12 protein-coding genes are annotated in these 18,045 nt (G+C 59.0%); 5 read left to right on the forward strand and 7 right to left on the reverse strand.

Annotation, left to right across the window (positions count from 1 at the left end):
- The 3 genes from GNX18_RS04845 to GNX18_RS04855 all read right to left on the reverse strand — a co-directional run bounded on the left by GNX18_RS04845 (nucleotide 1) and on the right by GNX18_RS04855 (nucleotide 5,642).
- Nucleotides 1-1,236, reverse strand: a complete 1,236-nt coding sequence (locus GNX18_RS04845; protein ID WP_138236277.1) for an acetate kinase — start codon at nucleotides 1,234-1,236, stop codon at nucleotides 1-3.
- 126 nt (nucleotides 1,237-1,362) lie between these two features.
- Nucleotides 1,363-3,741 carry a glycoside hydrolase family 9 protein gene (locus GNX18_RS04850; RefSeq protein WP_166215737.1) on the reverse strand — a complete coding sequence of 793 codons (2,379 nt, stop codon included), beginning with the start codon at nucleotides 3,739-3,741 and terminating at the stop codon, nucleotides 1,363-1,365.
- Nucleotides 3,742-4,043: 302 nt separating this feature from the next.
- Nucleotides 4,044-5,642: an isocitrate lyase gene (locus GNX18_RS04855; protein WP_138236278.1), complete on the reverse strand. Its 1,599-nt coding sequence runs from the start codon at nucleotides 5,640-5,642 to the stop codon at nucleotides 4,044-4,046.
- 208 nt (nucleotides 5,643-5,850) lie between these two features.
- Between GNX18_RS04855 and GNX18_RS04860 the strand changes: the two genes are divergently transcribed.
- The 4 genes from GNX18_RS04860 (at nucleotide 5,851) to GNX18_RS04875 (ending at nucleotide 12,423) form a co-directional block, all read left to right on the forward strand.
- Nucleotides 5,851-6,786 carry a LysR family transcriptional regulator gene (locus tag GNX18_RS04860; RefSeq protein WP_138236279.1) on the forward strand — a complete coding sequence of 312 codons (936 nt, stop codon included), beginning with the start codon at nucleotides 5,851-5,853 and terminating at the stop codon, nucleotides 6,784-6,786.
- Between the two features lie 129 nt (nucleotides 6,787-6,915).
- Nucleotides 6,916-9,090: a malate synthase G gene (locus tag GNX18_RS04865; RefSeq protein WP_166215740.1), complete on the forward strand. Its 2,175-nt coding sequence runs from the start codon at nucleotides 6,916-6,918 to the stop codon at nucleotides 9,088-9,090.
- A 151-nt stretch (nucleotides 9,091-9,241) separates the two neighbouring features.
- Complete coding sequence (fdhD, locus tag GNX18_RS04870; protein WP_166215792.1) at nucleotides 9,242-10,078, forward strand: formate dehydrogenase accessory sulfurtransferase FdhD; 837 nt, start codon at nucleotides 9,242-9,244, stop codon at nucleotides 10,076-10,078.
- An 11-nt stretch (nucleotides 10,079-10,089) separates the two neighbouring features.
- Nucleotides 10,090-12,423, forward strand: coding sequence for an FdhF/YdeP family oxidoreductase (locus GNX18_RS04875; protein ID WP_166215795.1), 2,334 nt, complete (start codon nucleotides 10,090-10,092; stop codon nucleotides 12,421-12,423).
- On the opposite strand, the gene GNX18_RS04880 is transcribed toward GNX18_RS04875, so the two are convergent.
- Both GNX18_RS04880 and GNX18_RS04885 read right to left on the reverse strand, forming a co-directional pair.
- The gene (locus GNX18_RS04880; RefSeq protein ID WP_166215798.1) at nucleotides 12,420-13,817 is read right to left on the reverse strand and encodes a sensor histidine kinase; all 1,398 of its coding nucleotides are present in this window, start codon (nucleotides 13,815-13,817) and stop codon (nucleotides 12,420-12,422) included. The genes GNX18_RS04875 and GNX18_RS04880 overlap by 4 nt on opposite strands.
- Nucleotides 13,814-14,482 carry a response regulator transcription factor gene (locus GNX18_RS04885; protein WP_138236284.1) on the reverse strand — a complete coding sequence of 223 codons (669 nt, stop codon included), beginning with the start codon at nucleotides 14,480-14,482 and terminating at the stop codon, nucleotides 13,814-13,816. Before GNX18_RS04885 ends, GNX18_RS04880 begins: the two co-directional genes overlap by 4 nt.
- A gap of 225 nt (nucleotides 14,483-14,707) precedes the next feature.
- Here GNX18_RS04885 and GNX18_RS04890 point away from each other — a divergent pair, with 225 nt between their 5' ends.
- Nucleotides 14,708-16,246, forward strand: coding sequence for a SulP family inorganic anion transporter (locus GNX18_RS04890; protein ID WP_166215801.1), 1,539 nt, complete (start codon nucleotides 14,708-14,710; stop codon nucleotides 16,244-16,246).
- A 103-nt stretch (nucleotides 16,247-16,349) separates the two neighbouring features.
- Here the strand turns inward: GNX18_RS04890 and GNX18_RS04895 are convergent, their stop codons facing one another.
- Entirely contained in the window at nucleotides 16,350-16,811 is a 462-nt protein-coding gene (locus GNX18_RS04895) for a GNAT family N-acetyltransferase (RefSeq protein WP_166220376.1), read from the reverse strand.
- Nucleotides 16,811-18,019, reverse strand: a complete 1,209-nt coding sequence (locus GNX18_RS04900) for a cupin domain-containing protein (protein WP_166215804.1) — start codon at nucleotides 18,017-18,019, stop codon at nucleotides 16,811-16,813. Before GNX18_RS04900 ends, GNX18_RS04895 begins: the two co-directional genes overlap by 1 nt.
- Nucleotides 18,020-18,045 lie beyond the last annotated feature (26 nt).

Raw genomic sequence — 18,045 nt, forward strand, 5'->3', positions numbered from 1 at the left:
TCACTCCCTCGAACTGGGGTCGCCATTTGGCCTGTTGGGGGGAGCCAGGCTGGCGGTGTCGCGGGCGATCACCCATTCTTCGTTCGTGGGAATCACCAGTGTTACCGCAGAGCGCTCCGTGGAGATCGGGCCTTCCTCACCGAAGCGCGCGCGCAGGTTTCGCGCCATGTCCAGCTCGTAACCGAGGCCATCAAGATGTGCGAGTACTTTTTCTCGCACCAGACTCGAATTTTCACCAATGCCGCCAGTGAACACGAGAGCATCTACTTGCGATAGCACACCGTGGTAGGAGGCGATGTACTTTGCGAGACGGTAACAGAAAATATCCAGAGCCAGCTGCGCGCCATCGTGGCCCTCCGCTGCAGCCTGCTCCAGTGCACGGCAGTCACTGCTCAGTTCGGAAATTCCCAGCAGCCCGCTTTTCCTGTTCAGCAGCTCGTTGATTTCTTTCACTCGGTAATCCAGCCGGCTGGCCAGATGCATTATCAGCCCCGGGTCCACATCGCCGCTGCGGGTGCCCATAACAAGGCCTTCCAGTGGTGTCAGCCCCATGCTGGTATCCACACTGTGGCCGTCGCGTATCGCAGTGATGGACGCGCCGTTGCCCAGGTGGGCAGAGATGATATTGACCTCGTTAACCGGCAGGTTCAGCAGCTCCGCGGCGCGCTCAGTAACAAAGCGGTGACTGGTGCCGTGCATACCGTAGCGGCGGAGACCATGGTCGCGGTAGAGCTCGTAGGGCAGGGCATAGATATACGCATGGCGCGGCATGGACTGGTGAAAGGCCGTGTCGAACACCGCGACCTGCGGCAGGTCTGGAAACGCGTTAAACGCGGCCTCAATTCCCTGCACGGCGGCGGGGTTGTGCAGGGGTGCCAGTGCTATGCAGTCGCGAATGGTATTGAGTACTGCGTCGTCGATCAGTACCGAGTGGGAGAACTTTTCTCCGCCGTGCACCACTCTGTGGCCAACGGCGATCAGGTGCTCCTGCAGATCCGCGCATTTGCTCAGGATTTCGTCCACCAGAAAACGGATCACGTCGCTGTGCTGCGCCTCCGCGGGCAACCCGCTGGACTGGGTTCTACCATCGCACTTCCAGCTGACCGTTGGTTCATCCTGCCCCAACGCATCGCCGATGCCGCTCAGGTCAAGCGTGCCACTGTACGGGTCGATCACGGCGAACTTCAGCGATGAGCTGCCGCTGTTCAGGACAAGGACGCGACTGGGATTCGACATAGGCGACGCAGTTTGGTTACAGGCATCGTCTAAAGACTAGTGCAAGCGGCCGGCAATTCCCTGCTGGATGAGTGCGTTGGGAAATCGGGAAGATTGGGGGGCGATACCGCCCCCCGATAGAAAGGATCAGTTGCCGTCAGAAACAAACTTGGACAGCAGGCGGATATACGCCACCTGATACATGTTGTGGTTTTCGGTGACCGCCCAGGAGTTCAGCGGCCAGCTGGTATTGAAGTCGAGGAATGACTTCTGTGCGGGCTGGCCGTAGGGCGGTGCCGGAGGGGCGATACCGCAGCGGGCGTTGTTTTCCGGGCTGCCGCAGCTGTTGGGACAGCAGGCGTCCCAATCGTAGCTGGGGTTAGGGCCGCCCACCAGGAAGCCCGGGGCCGGACCGTAGGAAGAACCGGAAACGGAATCCCACTGCGGGCTGCCGTCGGCAAACCAGCTGTGGTAGAAGCTGTCCACCGAATTCTCCGCACCGAACTCACCCATATTGGACAGGTACACCTTGCCCTGGGGATTGACGCCGTGCAGGTAGTTCAGGTTACGCAGGGCGGCGTTGCGCGCGGCGGTTTCTCCTGCCGTGCCCGCGTTGTACTGGAGCTGGTCCAGAAACAGGTTGCCCTGGTGCGCCTGACTGCGGTTGCTGCCCCAGGTGTACTGCGGGATGTAAGCGCGATAGGCATCGCTGTTGCCGGTAACCGCCGGCCAGTTGTCATCGCCATTCATGCCCGTGGCATAGGTACTGCGGATACTGCTGGCGACGCTGCCGTCCACACCGGGTAGAGACGCGAAGTAGAGCAATGCATGCTGCAACTCCGTTTCCCAGATGGATACCCAGCTCCACTCCATGAGATGCGCTGTCTGATAGTTACTCTCCACATAGCTGCGATACGCGGCTTTGCCGGTGGCGCGGTAGAGGTTGATCGCCGCTATCAGGCTCTTGGCGAAGCGGCCGTAGTCATCCACTTCCTGTTCGCCGGCGGCAACACCGTTATCGGCGTTGTGGAAAGTGACGGCGGGATTGGCTTGTGCCCACTGCCACGCAGACTCCGCGCGCGCGCTCAGGTCTGCGGCGTAGCTCTGCATGCCCGGCATCTGCCCGAGTACGTGGCTGCCGAGGGCGAAGGCGGCGGCGCTGCTGTAGGTGGCAGCGGTGGTGGCAGGGCCATAGGTACTGGCGCCACTGGCAGCAGACGGCGGGCTGGCGTGAGACAGGCCCATCACCGAGAGTACGGAACCGTTACTCTCCTGCATGCGCACCAGCCAGTCCATGCCCCATTTCACCTCATCCAGCAGGTCGGGAATGCCGTTGCCGGATTCTGGAATATTGAAATCGTCGGTCCACACTGCGGGGTTTTCGCGGTAGCTATGGAGCAGCGAGATCAGGTAGTCCGCATGCCAGTTGGTGTACTTGTTGTAATCGCCCGCGTCGTACCAGCCTCCGCGCAGATCCCTTTCACTGGACGCGTCGCCAGTAGCATTGTACCGGCGCGCCTGCGGATCCTGCCCGGCGTCCAGATGGCTCGCCCCGTCGGCCCAGCGGGCATCGGCATAGGGCGCCTGCTTGGGGAAACCGACGCGCTGGTAGAAGAAGGTGCGCACCGCTTGCTCGAGCACCGGCCGGTACACATCCGCGGCGATGCGGAACTCCGCCGAGCGCAATTCGCCGGACGCATCAGCGAGGATGTAATCGCCACTGGCGGTCACCGCAGAAAAGTCCACATGCCAGACGCGGTCGCCAGAAAACTCTGCCGTGGCCCCACCATTCCAGGCTTGCGGTTGTGCCGTATGCACGATCTGGCCGTTGTCGGTATTCACCACGTGTATCTCAGCGGGTGGCGAGTAGCTGTCGGCGGCGTCATAGCCCTGCTGCGGGTCGCGCAACACCGCCACTTTCTCGCTGTTCGGCAGATAGCCGAACTGATCCACCGTAATAAAGCCGCTCTGCTCATAGCTCAGATAACCACTGCCGGAACCGCCGGACGACGAAGACGTCGACGAGCCGGAGGAGGAGCTGGAAGACGACGATGAGCTGCCGCCGGAAGAGCTGGACGAACTACTTGAGGAGCTGCTGCTGGAACTGCTTGAGGAACTCGAAGACGAGCTGCTGCTGGATGAAGAGCTGCTCGAACCGCCGGATGAGCTGCCGCCCTCCGTATGGACGGTCACGGCTACGGTGCCAAGGCCTCCCGGGCTGGCAATAAAGCCGATACTGACCTGGCCGTTGACGCCGATAGTACTGTTATAGGCCGCGGGCCCCACCACATAGTGGTCGCCGCTTTGGGACAGTACCACCCCGTTCCACATCTGGGTGATCTCCGCGTCCAGGTCGAACTCCACCGTCCAGTTGGAAATTGGTGCGGTTTCGTCATTCAGCACGACGATTTCCGCCTGAGCGCCTTGTCCCCAATCGTTGGTGACGTTCATTGTCGCCTGGGCGGCGAATACCGCCGGCGCGGCAAAGCACACCGTGGCGGACAGTAATAAATGCGACAAACGCATTGCGTGGACCTCCATTTTCTCTCGGTTTTTTTATGGATGTGAATCTCTGCGAGATTCGTATGAAATGTATGACTTTTTATAAGGCCGTTATAAAGACGTACGAGAGAGGGTTGGTGAGAGGGCACAGTTCACGCACACCGGGTAAAAATCCGGAAGTGGAAACGGCGTCACGTAGGCAGGTGAATTCAGGCGCTAGAAAAGTGATGACGCGCCCATAAAAAAGGGCTGCCAAGGGCAGCCCGAAGTGAGTGAAGCGATTTCTCAGGGATACTCGCTTTTGGAACCTGGTTAACTCTTATCCATTAACCGAACTGGTTCATGGTGTTGTCTTTACCCGCGGCCTTCAGCGCGGCTTCACCGGCGAAGTACTCCTTATGGTCGTCGCCCATGTCGGAGCCGGCCATGTTCTGGTGTTTCACGCAGGCGATACCCTGGCGGATTTCCTTGCGCTGCACACCTTCCACGTAGCCGAGCATGCCTTTTTCGCCGAAGTATTCCTTGGCCAGGTTGTCGGTAGACAGAGCCGCGGTGTGGTAGGTCGGCAGGGTGATGAGGTGGTGGAAAATACCCGCTTCGCGTGCCGCATCCGCCTGGAAGGTGCGGATTTTCTCGTCCGCGGCCTTGGACAGCTCGGTGTCGTCGTACTCGGCGCTCATCAGGTTGTCCCGCTTGTAGGCGGACACGTCTTTGCCTTCCTCCTGCCAGGCGTCGAATACCTGCTGACGGAAGTTCAGGGTCCAGTTGAAGGACGGGCTGTTGTTGTACACCAGCTTGGCGTCCGGCACCTGCTTGCGGATTTCATCCATCATGGCGCCGATCTGACGCACGTGGGGCTTCTCGGTTTCGATCCAGATCAGGTCCGCGCCGTTCTGCAGTGAGGTCACGCTGTCGAGTACACAGCGGGCTTCGCCGGTGCCTTTCCTGAACTGGAACAGGTTGGAGGGCAGGCGCTTCGGACGCAGCAGTTTGCCATCGCGGTTGATGATCACGTCGCCGTTGGCCAGGTCGCCCGGGGCCACTTCTTCGCAATCCAGGAAGGAATTGTACTGGTCGCCCAGGTCGCCCGGCTCGCGGGTCACGGCGATCTGCTTGGTAAGACCGGCGCCCAGGGAGTCGGTACGGGCAACGATCACGCCATTGTCCACGCCCAGCTCAAGGAAGGCATAGCGCACAGCGCGAATCTTGGCGAGGAAGTCTTCGTGAGGCACGGTGACCTTGCCGTCCTGGTGACCGCACTGTTTCTCGTCGGAAACCTGGTTTTCGATCTGGATGCAGCAGGCGCCAGCCTCGATCATTTTCTTCGCCAGCAGGTAGGTGGCCTCGGCATTACCGAAACCGGCGTCGATGTCCGCGATGATCGGCACAACGTGAGTGACGTGGTTGTCGATCTGGTTCAGGATAGATTTTTCCTTCACCTGGTCGCCGGCTTCACGAGCGGCGTCCAGCTCGCGGAACAGTCCGCCCAGCTCACGGGCGTCCGCCTGGCGCAGGAAGGTATAGAGCTCTTCGATCAGGGCCGCCACGGACGTTTTCTCGTGCATGGACTGGTCCGGCAGCGGGCCGAATTCACTGCGCAGGGCGGCAACCATCCAGCCGGACAGGTACAGGTAGCGGCGGTCGGTCTTGCCTTCAAAGTGCTTCTTGATGGAAATCATTTTCTGCTGGCCGATAAAGCCGTGCCAGCAGCCCAGAGACTGGGTGTACTTGGAGCTGTCTTTGTCATACGCGGCCATGTCCTTGCGCATGATGTCAGCGGTGTAACGAGCGATCTCCAGACCATTCTGGAACCTGTTCTGCAGGCGCATACGGGCCACGGATTCCGGGTTGATGGCATCCCAGGAGGCGCCATTGGCTTTGCAGAGCTTTGCGGCTTTTTCGATTTCTTGAGCGTAGGTGGACATGGGCATCTTTCCTCAACGTTCCTTAAAAAGGTGACTGCGATCAGGTTGTGCGTATCCTAGGAGTGCTGACATAATTTGGCTAATTTATTGTCGCAATTCCCGCTATCCAAGCGGTGAATATGTGGCTGAGCCACTTGTGAAACCTGGGCCGGCGACAGAACAAGAGCCGGTTTGAAACGGCCACAAAAGCCCATCGGGAGCCCCGCCAATGAATCTGGAACGCGCTGACCTGAACCTGCTGGTCTACCTGGATGTACTGTTGCGTGAGCGCAATGTGACCCGCGCCGCCAACCAGCTGGGCCTGTCCCAGCCCGCCATGAGCAACGGCCTCAAGCGCCTGCGTGAGCTGTTTGACGACCCGCTGCTGGTGCGCACTCGCGAGGGTATGATGCCCACCGAGCGCGCCATGGAGCTGCAGCCGATGGTGCGCGAAGCGCTCGCCGCCATCGATCAGGTCATCCAGCCCAACCGGGATTTCTCTCCCGCCGAGGCGCGCCGTACCTTCCGCATCATGGCCAGTGACTATGCGGAATCCACCTTGATTCCGCCGCTGTTGAAGCAGCTGCGGGTGAGCGCCCCCGGTATCAGTCTAGACATCATGACGCCGAGTGACGTGAGCTTCGTGGATGTTGAGCAGGGCAAGGTGGATATGGTGATCAACCGCTTCGACTCCATGCCCCAGAGCTTTCACCAGGCAACCATTTGGAGCGACAGCTTCTCTTGCGTGATGCGCGCGGATAATCCCATCCTGCAAGACTACAATCTGGAGAGTTATCTGCGCGCACAGCACATCTGGGTGAGCAAGACCGGCATGGGTGTGGGCGTAGGAGTCAACCCCGAAGATGTGCAGCGCCTGGGGTGGGTGGACGAGGCCATTGGGCGGCACGGCCGCAAGCGGGATATTTCGGTATTTACGCGCCACTACCAGGTGGCAATGCTGTTGGCGGAACAGAGTGACCTGATCGTCACCGTACCCACGCGGCTGGCGCAACTGGCGTGTAACAATCCGCGCGTGGTGTTGCGCGATCCGCCGCTCAAGATCCCGCCGTTGGAGCTCAAGATGGCCTGGAGTCCGCTGTTGCAACAGAGTGCGCCACACCGCTGGATGCGGCGTCTGATTCTGGATGTTGGCCGTCAGCTCTGACTTTGGTCGACATCTAAATTCATTTCACGAATATTGAGTATCGCACCTATAAATTAGTGGTATGGACGGTCGCCTGTTTAGAATGCGGCGAAACCCATCAGTACCCATTACCAGTACAAGAGGTCATTCATGACGGAAAGAATCCGTATTGGCGGTCTGCAGATTGCCACAGAGCTGCACGCATTGATTGCGGAAGACGTTATCCCGGGCACCGGAGTCAGTGCCGACGTGTTCTGGGCGGAATTCGAGAACATCGTGAATGACCTGGCGCCGGTCAACCGCGCGCTACTGCAAAAGCGCGACGACATCCAGGCCCGCATGGACCACTGGTACAGCGAAAATCCCCGGGGCTACCGGGATCTCGACAGTTACAAGGCATTCCTGAAAGAAATCGGCTATCTGGTGGACGAGCCTGCGGACTTCAGCGCGAAAACCGAAAACGTGGACGCAGAAATTGCCACTATGGCCGGCCCTCAGCTGGTAGTGCCGGTGATGAACGCCCGCTACGCCCTGAATGCGGCCAACGCCCGCTGGGGAAGCCTTTACGATGCACTGTACGGCACCGACGTAATCAGCGAAGACAATGGCGCGGAAAAGGCCGGTGCGTACAACCCGGTGCGTGGCGAAAAGGTCATCGCCTATGCGCGGGACTTTCTCGACCAGGCTGCACCCCTCAGCGGTGTCAGTCACTGCGATGTGACTGCCTATCGCATCAACGGTTCGCTATTGGAGGCGGAGCTCGCCAACGGCAAGGTAGCCGCGTTGAAAAACAGCCGCCAGTTTGAAGGTTATCTCGGCAGTCCCGAGGCGCCGGAAGCCATCCTGCTCAGCCACAATGGCCTGCACTTTGAAATCCAGATCGACCGCGCTAGCCCCATCGGCAAGACCGACAAGGCCGGGATAAAGGACATCCTGGTGGAATCCGCCCTCACTACCATCATGGACTGCGAAGACTCCGTCGCTGCGGTAGACGCGGAAGACAAGGTGGTGGTGTACCGCAACTGGCTCGGCCTGATGAAAGGCGATCTGCAGGAAAAGCTCAACAAGAACGGCCGGGAAATCCTGCGCACGCTCAACCCGGATCGCGAATATACCGGTGCCGAGGGCGGCACAATGACACTGCCAGGGCGCAGCCTCATGTTTATTCGCAACGTCGGCCACCTGATGACCAACGATGCGGTACTGGACAAAGACGGCAACGAAGTGCCCGAAGGCATTCTCGACGGCATGGTAACCACCTTGATCGCCATGCACGATCTTCGCGGCAACGGGCCGCACAAGAACTCCCGCGCCGGCAGCGTATATATCGTGAAACCGAAAATGCACGGGCCGGAAGAGGTGGCGTTTGCCAATACCCTGTTCAACCGCATTGAAGATGCACTGGGTCTCGCCCGCAACACGGTGAAAATGGGCATCATGGACGAGGAGCGCCGCACAACCGTCAACCTCAAGGCGTGTATTGCCGCAGCGAAGGAGCGGGTGGTATTCATCAACACCGGCTTCCTGGACCGCACCGGCGACGAGATTCATACCTCCATGCTGGCCGGCCCGATGATCCGCAAAGGTGAGATGAAACAGTCGAAATGGATTGCCGCTTACGAAGACTGGAACGTCGACACTGGTCTCGCCACCGGCCTCAAGGGACGCGCGCAGATCGGTAAGGGTATGTGGGCCATGCCGGACATGATGGCGGCAATGATGGAGGCCAAAATCGGCCACCCGCAAGCCGGTGCCAACACCGCCTGGGTGCCGTCACCCACCGCCGCCACCCTGCACGCGCTGCACTACCACAAGGTGGATGTGGCCAAGGTTCAGGAGGAGTTGGCAAAACGCAAGCGCGCGAACCTTGATGACATTTTGACGGTACCGGTAGCGGATGACCCCGCGTGGAGCGCGGAGGAAATCCAGCGGGAGCTGGACAACAATGCCCAGGGTATCCTCGGCTATGTGGTGCGCTGGATTGATCAAGGCGTGGGCTGCTCTAAGGTGCCGGATATTCACGACGTTGGGTTAATGGAGGACCGCGCCACCCTGCGGATTTCCTCCCAGCACATTGCCAACTGGCTGAAACAGGGCATCTGCACCCGCGCCCAGGTAGAGGAGACCATGCGCCGTATGGCGGCCGTTGTGGACCGCCAGAACGCCAATGATCCGGCCTACCGGGACATGTCGCCAAACTTTGACGGGAACATCGCCTTCCAGGCTGCCTGTGAGCTGGTGTTTGAGGGCTGCGCGCAACCCAACGGCTATACCGAGCCGGTGTTGCACCGCCGTCGCCGTGAGTTCAAGGCGAGCCAGCGCTGATAGGAACCCCTGAACGTCAATTGCCCCGCCACGTGCGGGGCTTTTTATTTGTGCACGCTGCGCGGATTATTTGTGTAAGCTCAACAGGATCCCGGTTCGTTCCAGAGGGGTAAACGATGTGTGACCCTCTCTGCATTTATTGAGTTTTCACATGGCCATGAGGTACAGCGAGCTGAAATTTCAGCGTTATTGTCTTGCCAGCGACGATACAGAATGCACCGAAGTATCCCAGCTTCTGGCGCCGGAAATCGCGGTGGGTATCAGTTACAACGGCCTCAATCACGCGGTGATGATGGCGACCCCGGAGGACCTTGAAGACTTTGCCCTCGGCTTCAGTTTCACCAGCGGGATTGTGGATCAGCGCGAGCAGATACTCGATGTGGAAATGGCATCGGTGGAGGAGGGGGTGCTGCTGGAAATCACTCTCAGCCAGCGCGCACTCAGCCGTCTGAAGCAGCAGCGCCGCAATCTGGCTGGCAGTAGTGGCTGTGGTCTCTGCGGAGTGGAGGCGCTGTCTCAGGTGTTGTCCATCGACGGGGTGGCGGAGGAAAAACTCAGCTGTGACTTTTTCTCGCCGCTTCCGCCAATTCCCCATCTCTCGGAACTGCGTGGGCGTTTTCTCGCCGCGCAGAAGAATCGTCAATTGCGCGGCGCGATGCACTGCGCGCTTTACGTCGATCAATCCGGCGAAACCGTGCTGTGCCGGGAAGATATCGGCCGGCACAATGCGCTCGACAAATTGCTCGGTGCCTGTCTGGTGGAAGGGGTGGACATTCGGCGCGGGTTTGTCGCCATTACCAGTCGTTGCAGTCTGGAACTGATACAAAAATCAGTGCGCGCCGGCGTCGGCACACTTGTCAGTTTGTCATCACCATCAGACATCAGTGTGCGCTGGGCGCGGCGCTATCGGCTGAACCTGCTGCACCAGCCCGCAAGCGATGCTCCGCGAATTTACAGCGGCTCTGATATTCAGGAAAAAAACCTGTAAAGGAATTGCCAATGAGAACGCCGGTCGACCGTTTTCGCTTTCGTCCCTACAAGCGGCCCGCTGCCGGCTGGGGTGCACTGCGCAGTGTGGCCCACGCGTGGCTCGACAGCCGCCAGCCATTCAAAAATCTGCGGGCCATGCTGCAGATAAACCAGAACGGCGGCTTTGACTGCCCCGGCTGTGCCTGGGGCGAAGCCCCGAAGGAAGGGCGCATCCGCTTCTGTGAAAACGGTGCCAAAGCCGTCAACTGGGAGGCCTCCGGTGTCGGCGTGGACCGGGCATTTTTTGCCAACAACAGCGTGCGGGAATTGTCGGCGCAGGATGACTACTGGCTCGAATATCAGGGGCGTCTTACGGAGCCGATGTATTACGATGGTGAAGACGAGCATTACAAACCCATCACTTGGGACGACGCCTTTGCTCTGATTGCCGCAGAACTTAACAAGCTCGGTTCTCCGGACGAGGCCGCGTTTTATACCTCTGGTCGCGCCAGTAACGAGGCCGCGTTTCTTTATCAGCTCTTTGCCCGCAGTTTTGGTACCAACAACCTGCCGGACTGCTCCAACATGTGTCATGAGGCCAGTGGGGTTGCACTGAAAGCGAGTATCGGTACCGGCAAGGGCACCGTCACCTATGAAGATTTCGACAGGGCGGAAGCCATTTTCGTAATTGGCCAGAACCCCGGCAGTAATCACCCGCGTATGCTGGAACCTCTGAGTGAAGCGGTGGCGCGCGGCGCTCAGGTTCTGGTGTTCAATCCGCTGCGCGAGCGCGGGCTTGAGCGCTTTCAGGCGCCGCAGAATGCGCTGCAGATGCTCACCGACGGCGAGCGACCTTTGAATACAGACTACTTCCGCCCCGCACTGGGCGGCGACATGGCGGTGATCCGCGGTATCGCCAAGTTCCTGTTGCAGTGGCAGGGGGAAGCGGAGCAGATTGGGGAAAAAGGTCCTTTAGACCTGGAATTTATCCGTGAACATTGCGCGGGCTTTGAGCAGTATCGCGCGCTGGTGGAGGCCACCAATTGGGACGAGATTGTCTCCTACAGCGGGCTCACTCTGGATGAGCTGGAGCGGGCCGCGGAGGTCTACCGCCGCAGCAACGCCACGATCATCTGCTGGGCCATGGGTATTACCCAGCATCGTCACTCAGTGGCGACCATTCAGGAAATCACCAATTTGCAGTTGCTGCGCGGCCAGATAGGCCGCCCCGGCGCCGGTCTGTGTCCAGTGCGCGGGCACAGTAATGTGCAGGGTGATCGCACCATGGGGATTGATGACAATCCCTCTGCAGACTTGCTCGATGCGCTGGAGCGAAGATTTGCCATCTCCATGCCGCGGGAAGCGGGTGTGAATGTGGTAAAGGCCATCGAGGCGATGCTTGCGGGCAACATAAAAGTATTTATTGGCCTCGGTGGAAATTTTGCCCAGGCCACACCGGACACGGCGCGCACCCACAGTGCGTTGCGCAATTGCAATCTCACTGTACACATCAGCACCAAACTGAACCGCAGTCACCTGGTGACCGGCAAGCGCGCACTGATATTACCCTGCCTTGGGCGCACGGATATCGACATGCAGGCGGGCGGTGCTCAGGCGGTGACGGTGGAAGATTCCTTCAGTATGGTGCACGCCTCGTTCGGACAGCTGAAACCGTTGTCTCCGGAGATGCGCTCGGAGCCGGCAATTATCGCCGGTATCGCACAGGCTACGCTTGGTGAGAGTCCGGTGCCATGGCTGAATCTGGTGCAAGATTACCGGCAGATTCGCGAGTTAATTGCGGATGTCATTCCAGGGTTTGAAAATTTCAATCGTAAACTGGAGGCCCCGGGTGGATTCTATTTGCAGAATTCCGCTGGCCAACGCCAGTGGAGAACTGCCAGCGGCAGGGCCAATTTTGCGCATCACACGCTGCCCGCGCCGCTGCCACCGGAAGTGTTGGAAATCATTGGCAAGTCGGGCGCGCGCCATGCGGATCTGGTATTGCAGACACTGCGCTCGCACGATCAGTACAACACCACCGTGTATGGCCTGAACGACCGCTATCGCGGAGTGAGTGGCAATCGTCGTGTGTTATTTGCGCACCGGGACGATATCCGACGGCTGGGCTTTAGTGACCGCCAGCCGGTGGATATCGTATCGCTGTGGAGCGACGATGTGGAGCGCCGCGTGCAGGGATTTACCCTTATTGAATTTGATATCCCCAAGGGGCAGGCCGCAGCTTACTACCCCGAAGCCAATCCGCTGGTGCCATTGGAGAGTTACGGCATAGGCAGCTACACACCCACCTCGAAATACATTGCCATCCGCCTGGAACCGAACACCGCGCCGGAAAGGATTGTTTAGGCGGGTTTGTTGATCAATGGAAATGTACACACAAAACAGGCACCGGTGGTGTCGGGAGCCTGGTGTAGTTCCACTGTGGCGCCATGGGCGAACGCGATTTCTTTTACAATCGCGAGGCCGAGCCCGCAGCCTTCACCGGTAATTTTTGAGCGGAAAAAACGCTCGAAAATCTGAGGCCAGTGTTCGCGGGGGATTCCCTGCCCATCATCCTTCACCGCGAGCCGGACCTTGCCTTCGTCTCGGGTGAGCTCTACCCACACATTGCCGCCCTCCGGTACGTAGAGGATGGCGTTTTCCATCAGGTTCCACACAAGTTCACGCAGCAGGAAGTATTCTCCGGATACCTTGAACGTATCCAGAGACTCGCCGCTGACACTCTGGTGCACCTGTACCCGGCGATCGCGGGCCAGTTCACGCAGGCTTTCTGCCGCTTCGCGCACTACGTTATCCAGTGCCACCGGCTCATTGCGCAATCCGCGGCCCGAGGCGGCTTCAGCCCGCGCCAGTTTCAGCAGCTGGATATTCAGGTGTGTCATGGCATCGGTGGTCTGGCAGATGCGCTCCAAGGCTTGATGCGCTGCTGCGATGTTGTCTTCCCGCAGCGCCAGTTGCGCCTGGAGCTTGATGCCGGCGAGTGGGGTTTTCAGCTGGTGTGAAATATTGCCGATAAACTGCTCGCGCGCATTGAAGGCGTTATCAAGCCGCTCCAGCAGGCGATTGGTATTCTCGATCACCGTGCGCACTTCCTTGGGGGCGGATGGCGCACTGACGGGAGTGAGGTCACGCGGCGAACGACTGGCCAGCTCCTGACTGAGGCGAAGCAAGGGGCGGATTCCCCGGCTCAGCGCAAAAGCGACCACCAGCAGAGCCACGACGATCATTGCGGCTTTTGACAGCACCACTTCAAACATCAGCGTGCGCGACAGAGGAATGCGTTTGTGAAGCGTTTCTGCCACGCTTACCAGTGCACTATCGCGGGGCGAATCCGGATTGGCAAGCACGGTCACGCTGCGTACCCATTCGCCTCCCATTTTCACATTGGTGAATACCGGTCCCTGTTTCAGTTCTGAGAAATCCGGATTGACCCAGGCTTCGCTTTTGCCGGCAAGTACTTGTCCATTCAGGGTGGAGACGCGGTAATAGACTTCGTCCAGTTCGTCCCATTCGAAGACTTCAATAGCGGCTTCATCGGCGTAAAACACCAGCCTGCCGTCTTCCCGTCTAACCTCCTGAGCCAGTGAATAGGCGGAGTCCAGCAACCAGCGATCGAAGACCTGATTGGTAACATGCAGGCCAATGCCAAACGTGACCAGCATTTCGATCACCAGCAGGACGAAAAGCGGCCCGCCGACCAGTAACAACAATAGTGAACGCAGCCCGAGCTGTGACTTCAACCGTCTTCCTCCAGCACGTAGCCGGCACCGCGCTGAGTGCGGATAGCGAGCCCGGACTCCTGTAGTCGGCGGCGCAGCCGGTGCACGTAAACCTCCACGGCGTTGTCGCCCACCTCATCGCCCTCGCGGCTGAGACGCTGTGCGAGACGTGCCTTGGTGACTACCCGGTGCGCATTGAGAGCAAGAATCTCGAGAATTTCATACTCGCGTGCCGGCAGTTCCAGGCGTTCGCCGTGGAGCGTGGCCGTGCGCTGAAATGGGCTGAGCTGCAGCACGCCGAGGCTGACCTCATCGGTTGAGAGGTTGTGACTGCGGCGCAACAACGCCCGCAGCCGCGCTTCCAGCTCGCGCAAGTCAAAGGGCTTTTCCATGTAGTCGTCGGCGCCCTGATCGAGGGCGGCAACCTGCTGCTCTACGCCGTCGCGGGCGGTCAATACCAGCACCGGTACACGACTCTGGCGCGCACGCAGGCGGCGGAGCAGTTCGAGTCCGTCCATATCCGGCAGCCCCAGATCGAGAATGATCAGGTCAACGTCGTTAGCGAGGAGCAGGCCCTCGGCGCGCTCGCCATAGGGCGCGTGCACCACTGTGTAGGCGCTCTGTTTTAGTGCTTGCAATAACCCCTGTGCGATCAGAGGGTCGTCTTCTACCAGCAATACATTCATGGCTTCAGCTTAACCGTTGGCGTTTTTGGTGCGGCAAAGATTACACGATTCCGCGCGTTTGTACCTGACTGTTGAGACATACAGAAATCTGTCGCATTGAAAGGTTACTGAAAGCGGCTGTCGGTAATCTCGCCAACGTCATAGTCACTGGAGCCTGTCTGGCGGTGACCGCGTTCCACTTCCGTCGATCGCATTGACTGATGAGTTGTACAGGAGTTGTTGGTGATGGATTTGCAGAATCTCAGGAAAGATATTCCCGCAAGCGTGGTGGTATTTTTCGTCGCGCTGCCGCTTTGTCTTGGCGTTGCACTCGCTTCCGGTGCACCGCTGTTTTCCGGACTGATCGCCGGTATTGTGGGCGGCATTGTAGTGGGTGCACTGAGCGGGTCGCGCCTTGGTGTATCCGGGCCCGCCGCCGGCCTTACCGTGATCGTACTCAGTGCGATAGAAACGCTGGGGTCGTTTGAAATATTCCTGCTGGCGGTAGTAATCGGCGGGCTGATACAGATCCTGCTCGGCCTGCTGCGCGCTGGTGTTTTCGGCTATTTCTTTCCCTCATCCGTCATCAATGGAATGCTCACCGGTATCGGCATAATCATCGTGTTGAAGCAGATTCCGTACGCGTTCGGACTGGATGATGGCCTATCCATGAATGACGGCGTGCTTGCGTTGCTGGGAACGATGCATCTGGGTGTGCTGACTATTTTTGCGCTGTCGCTCGCGCTGTTGATTGCCTGGGAAACTCCGCTGGTAAAGCGTTCGCGCTGGCTGGCGATGGTGCCGGGCCCGGTGGTCGCGGTGCTTTCTTCGGTTGTGTTGTATGTATTGTTTCAAAGCTCCGAGAGCCTCGGGCTGAGCGAGTCACACCTTGTAAGTGTGCCGGTGGCCACCAGCTTCGATGAGTTTGTCGGCTTGTTCACACTGCCAGATTTTTCACAGCTGGATAATCCACTGGTGTGGACCGTGGCGGTAACCATTGCGGTCGTAGCGAGCCTCGAAACGCTGCTCAGCGTGGAAGCCATCGACAAGATGGATCCACTGAAGCGCACCACACCCACCAACCGCGAGCTGGTGGCGCAGGGGATGGGTAATTCCATTTCCGGCTTGATCGGCGGTCTGCCGGTAACCCAGGTCATTGTGCGCAGCTCGGTCAATTTACAGACCGGCGCGCGCTCGAAGGCGTCGACCATCTGCCACGGCATTCTGTTACTGGTGTGTGTGGCGACGCTACCCACCTGGCTCAATATGATTCCGCTCGGTGTTCTGGCTGCCGTGCTGATTCTCACGGGGTACAAGCTCGCCAAGCCGGCGCTGTTCCGCAAGGTTTGGGACAGCGGACTCGAGCAGTTCCTGCCGTTCATGATCACCGTGCTTGGCGTGGTGTTTACGGATTTGTTGACTGGCGTCGGTGTCGGTATGGTCGCGGCAATTTTTGCGCTGCTGCGGCGCAATTACCTCAACTCTCACTTCCTGCACAAGAAGCAGGATACGGAAGAGGGCGATCGCATCCGTATCAGAATGCAGCTGGCGGAAGAGGTGACCTTTCTTAACAAGGGTGCCATCCGCAAGGAGCTGAGTGAAATTCCGGACAACGCTCACGTGATTCTCGATAAACGCAATTGTGTATACGTGAATCACGATGTTGCAGAGACCATAGCCGACTTTATTGCCACGGCGTCTTCCCGCGGAATCGACGTTGATGTGATCGAGCGCAGAAATGTGGTGCCGATCTGGGATGTAAAAGACCTACGAGAAGTGGCGTAGACCTGGAGAAATCCGATTAGCTTTAAAAAAGGCCCTGGCTGCAATTGCAGCCAGGGCCTTTTTGATGGCCGAGATAACCATTCAGTGAATACAGGATCTGTAATCAGCGGTTCCAGTCGTCGGCATTTTCGCTGGGTTCGTGCTCGTTCAGGGTGAGATCCATACGCACATGCGGAATATCCGCTTCCATAAATTCTTCGCCGGTGACAGAAAAACCTGCTTTCTCGTAAAATGGCACGGCGTGAACCTGAGCATTGAGATATACATTTTTCTGCCCGGACACCCGGGCAAATTTGCAGATACGCTTCAGCAGCTCCAACCCGGCGCCGTGACCGCGTGCGTCCTTGAGGATCGCCATGCGGCCGATCTTGCCACCGCCGGTCAGGCGACCGGTGCCCACGGCCTTGTCGCTCTGGTAGACCAGAAAATGCTGGGCGCTTTCTTCCAGCTCATCCCACTCGAGATCCTCCGGGACCTGCTGCTCTTCCACGAACACTTTCTGGCGGATACCGCGGATAGTGTCCCGATCCGTCTGCCAGTCGGCGAGACGCACAAACAGAGTCATCAATCGCACTCCTCTTCATCATCCATGTCGTCTTCTTCGAGGAGCCCAGGGTAAATGAGACTGCCCTGGGAAACCAGCAGGTCAATCAGCGCGCCTTTGGCGGCGAGTTCGGGGTAGGCGTCTACATCACTCTGTGTCACCTCGCGGGACTCGCAGAGGCCTTCGGCAAATAACAGCGGGGTGGAGAAGGACTCGCCGTCCACGAACAGCGTTGCCGGATCGCGACAGAAAGCGCAGCGCGAGCCCGGATTCAGAATCAGGCCGCCACCATCGGCCAGCTCTTCGCGCCAGTCGTCAGCGGCGCCGGCATCCAGCGCAATGGTGTCTGGGTATTTGGCCTCGGTCATGATGGCGCCGAACCACTGGGCAATGTTTTGCGGTTGCTGCAGCCACGCCGCCAGTTGTCGCTGTACCCTCGCCACGGTCGCGCCGTCGATTTCCGCAGGGTTGGCCGGCAGACTCAGGTCGGCGTCGGTATAGCGATAGTGGTCGGGCAGTCCCGCGCCCAGCTCTGCGGCCAGATCCTCGAGCATGGTGCGCGCGGATGGCGCGCGGAAGCCGACGGAAATAGTGGTGCAGCCGCCTTCCGCAATCCCCCAGTGGCTGTACTGCGGTGGCAGGTAGAGCATGTCACCGGGCTCGAGCAGCCAGCTGGCCTCGGATTCGAATTCCCGCAGGATATTCAGTGGAGTGCCTTCTACCCGCGGGCTGCTGGCGTCCGCCTTGGGCCCCAAGTGCCAGCGTCGGTTACCCTCAGCCTGTAGCAGGAACACATCGTAGAAGTCGTAATGGGGGCCGACGCTGCCTTGATCGGCGGCGTAGCTGATCATGATGTCATCGAGACGCCAGTCGGGAATGAAGCGGAAATAATCCTTGAGCGAAGCCACTTCCGGAATCCACTGGTCCACCGCCTGTACCAGCAGCGTCCAGTGGGTTTTCGGCAGGGAAAAGAAGTCCTCTTCGGTAAACGGGCCGTTGCGCAGCTGCCAGGGACCGTCGATGCCGTGTTCCTCAATGAGGCGGGATTCGATCTGCTCTTCCAGCGCCATGCCGGCGAGTTCTTCGCCGGAAATAGGTGCCTCGAACCCGGGAAAGGCATTGCGGATCAGCAGTGGCTTTTTCTGCCAATACTCCCGCAGGAAGGTTTCTACCGGGATTTCTCCCAGGTGGGTCAGCGGTTCAACGGAGCGATTCACCGATGCCATCATGGAAGATCTCCCGGATCAAAAGGCGG

The sequence above is a fragment of the Microbulbifer sp. SH-1 genome (assembly GCF_011326135.1).
GTDB lineage: Bacteria > Pseudomonadota > Gammaproteobacteria > Pseudomonadales > Cellvibrionaceae > Microbulbifer > Microbulbifer harenosus.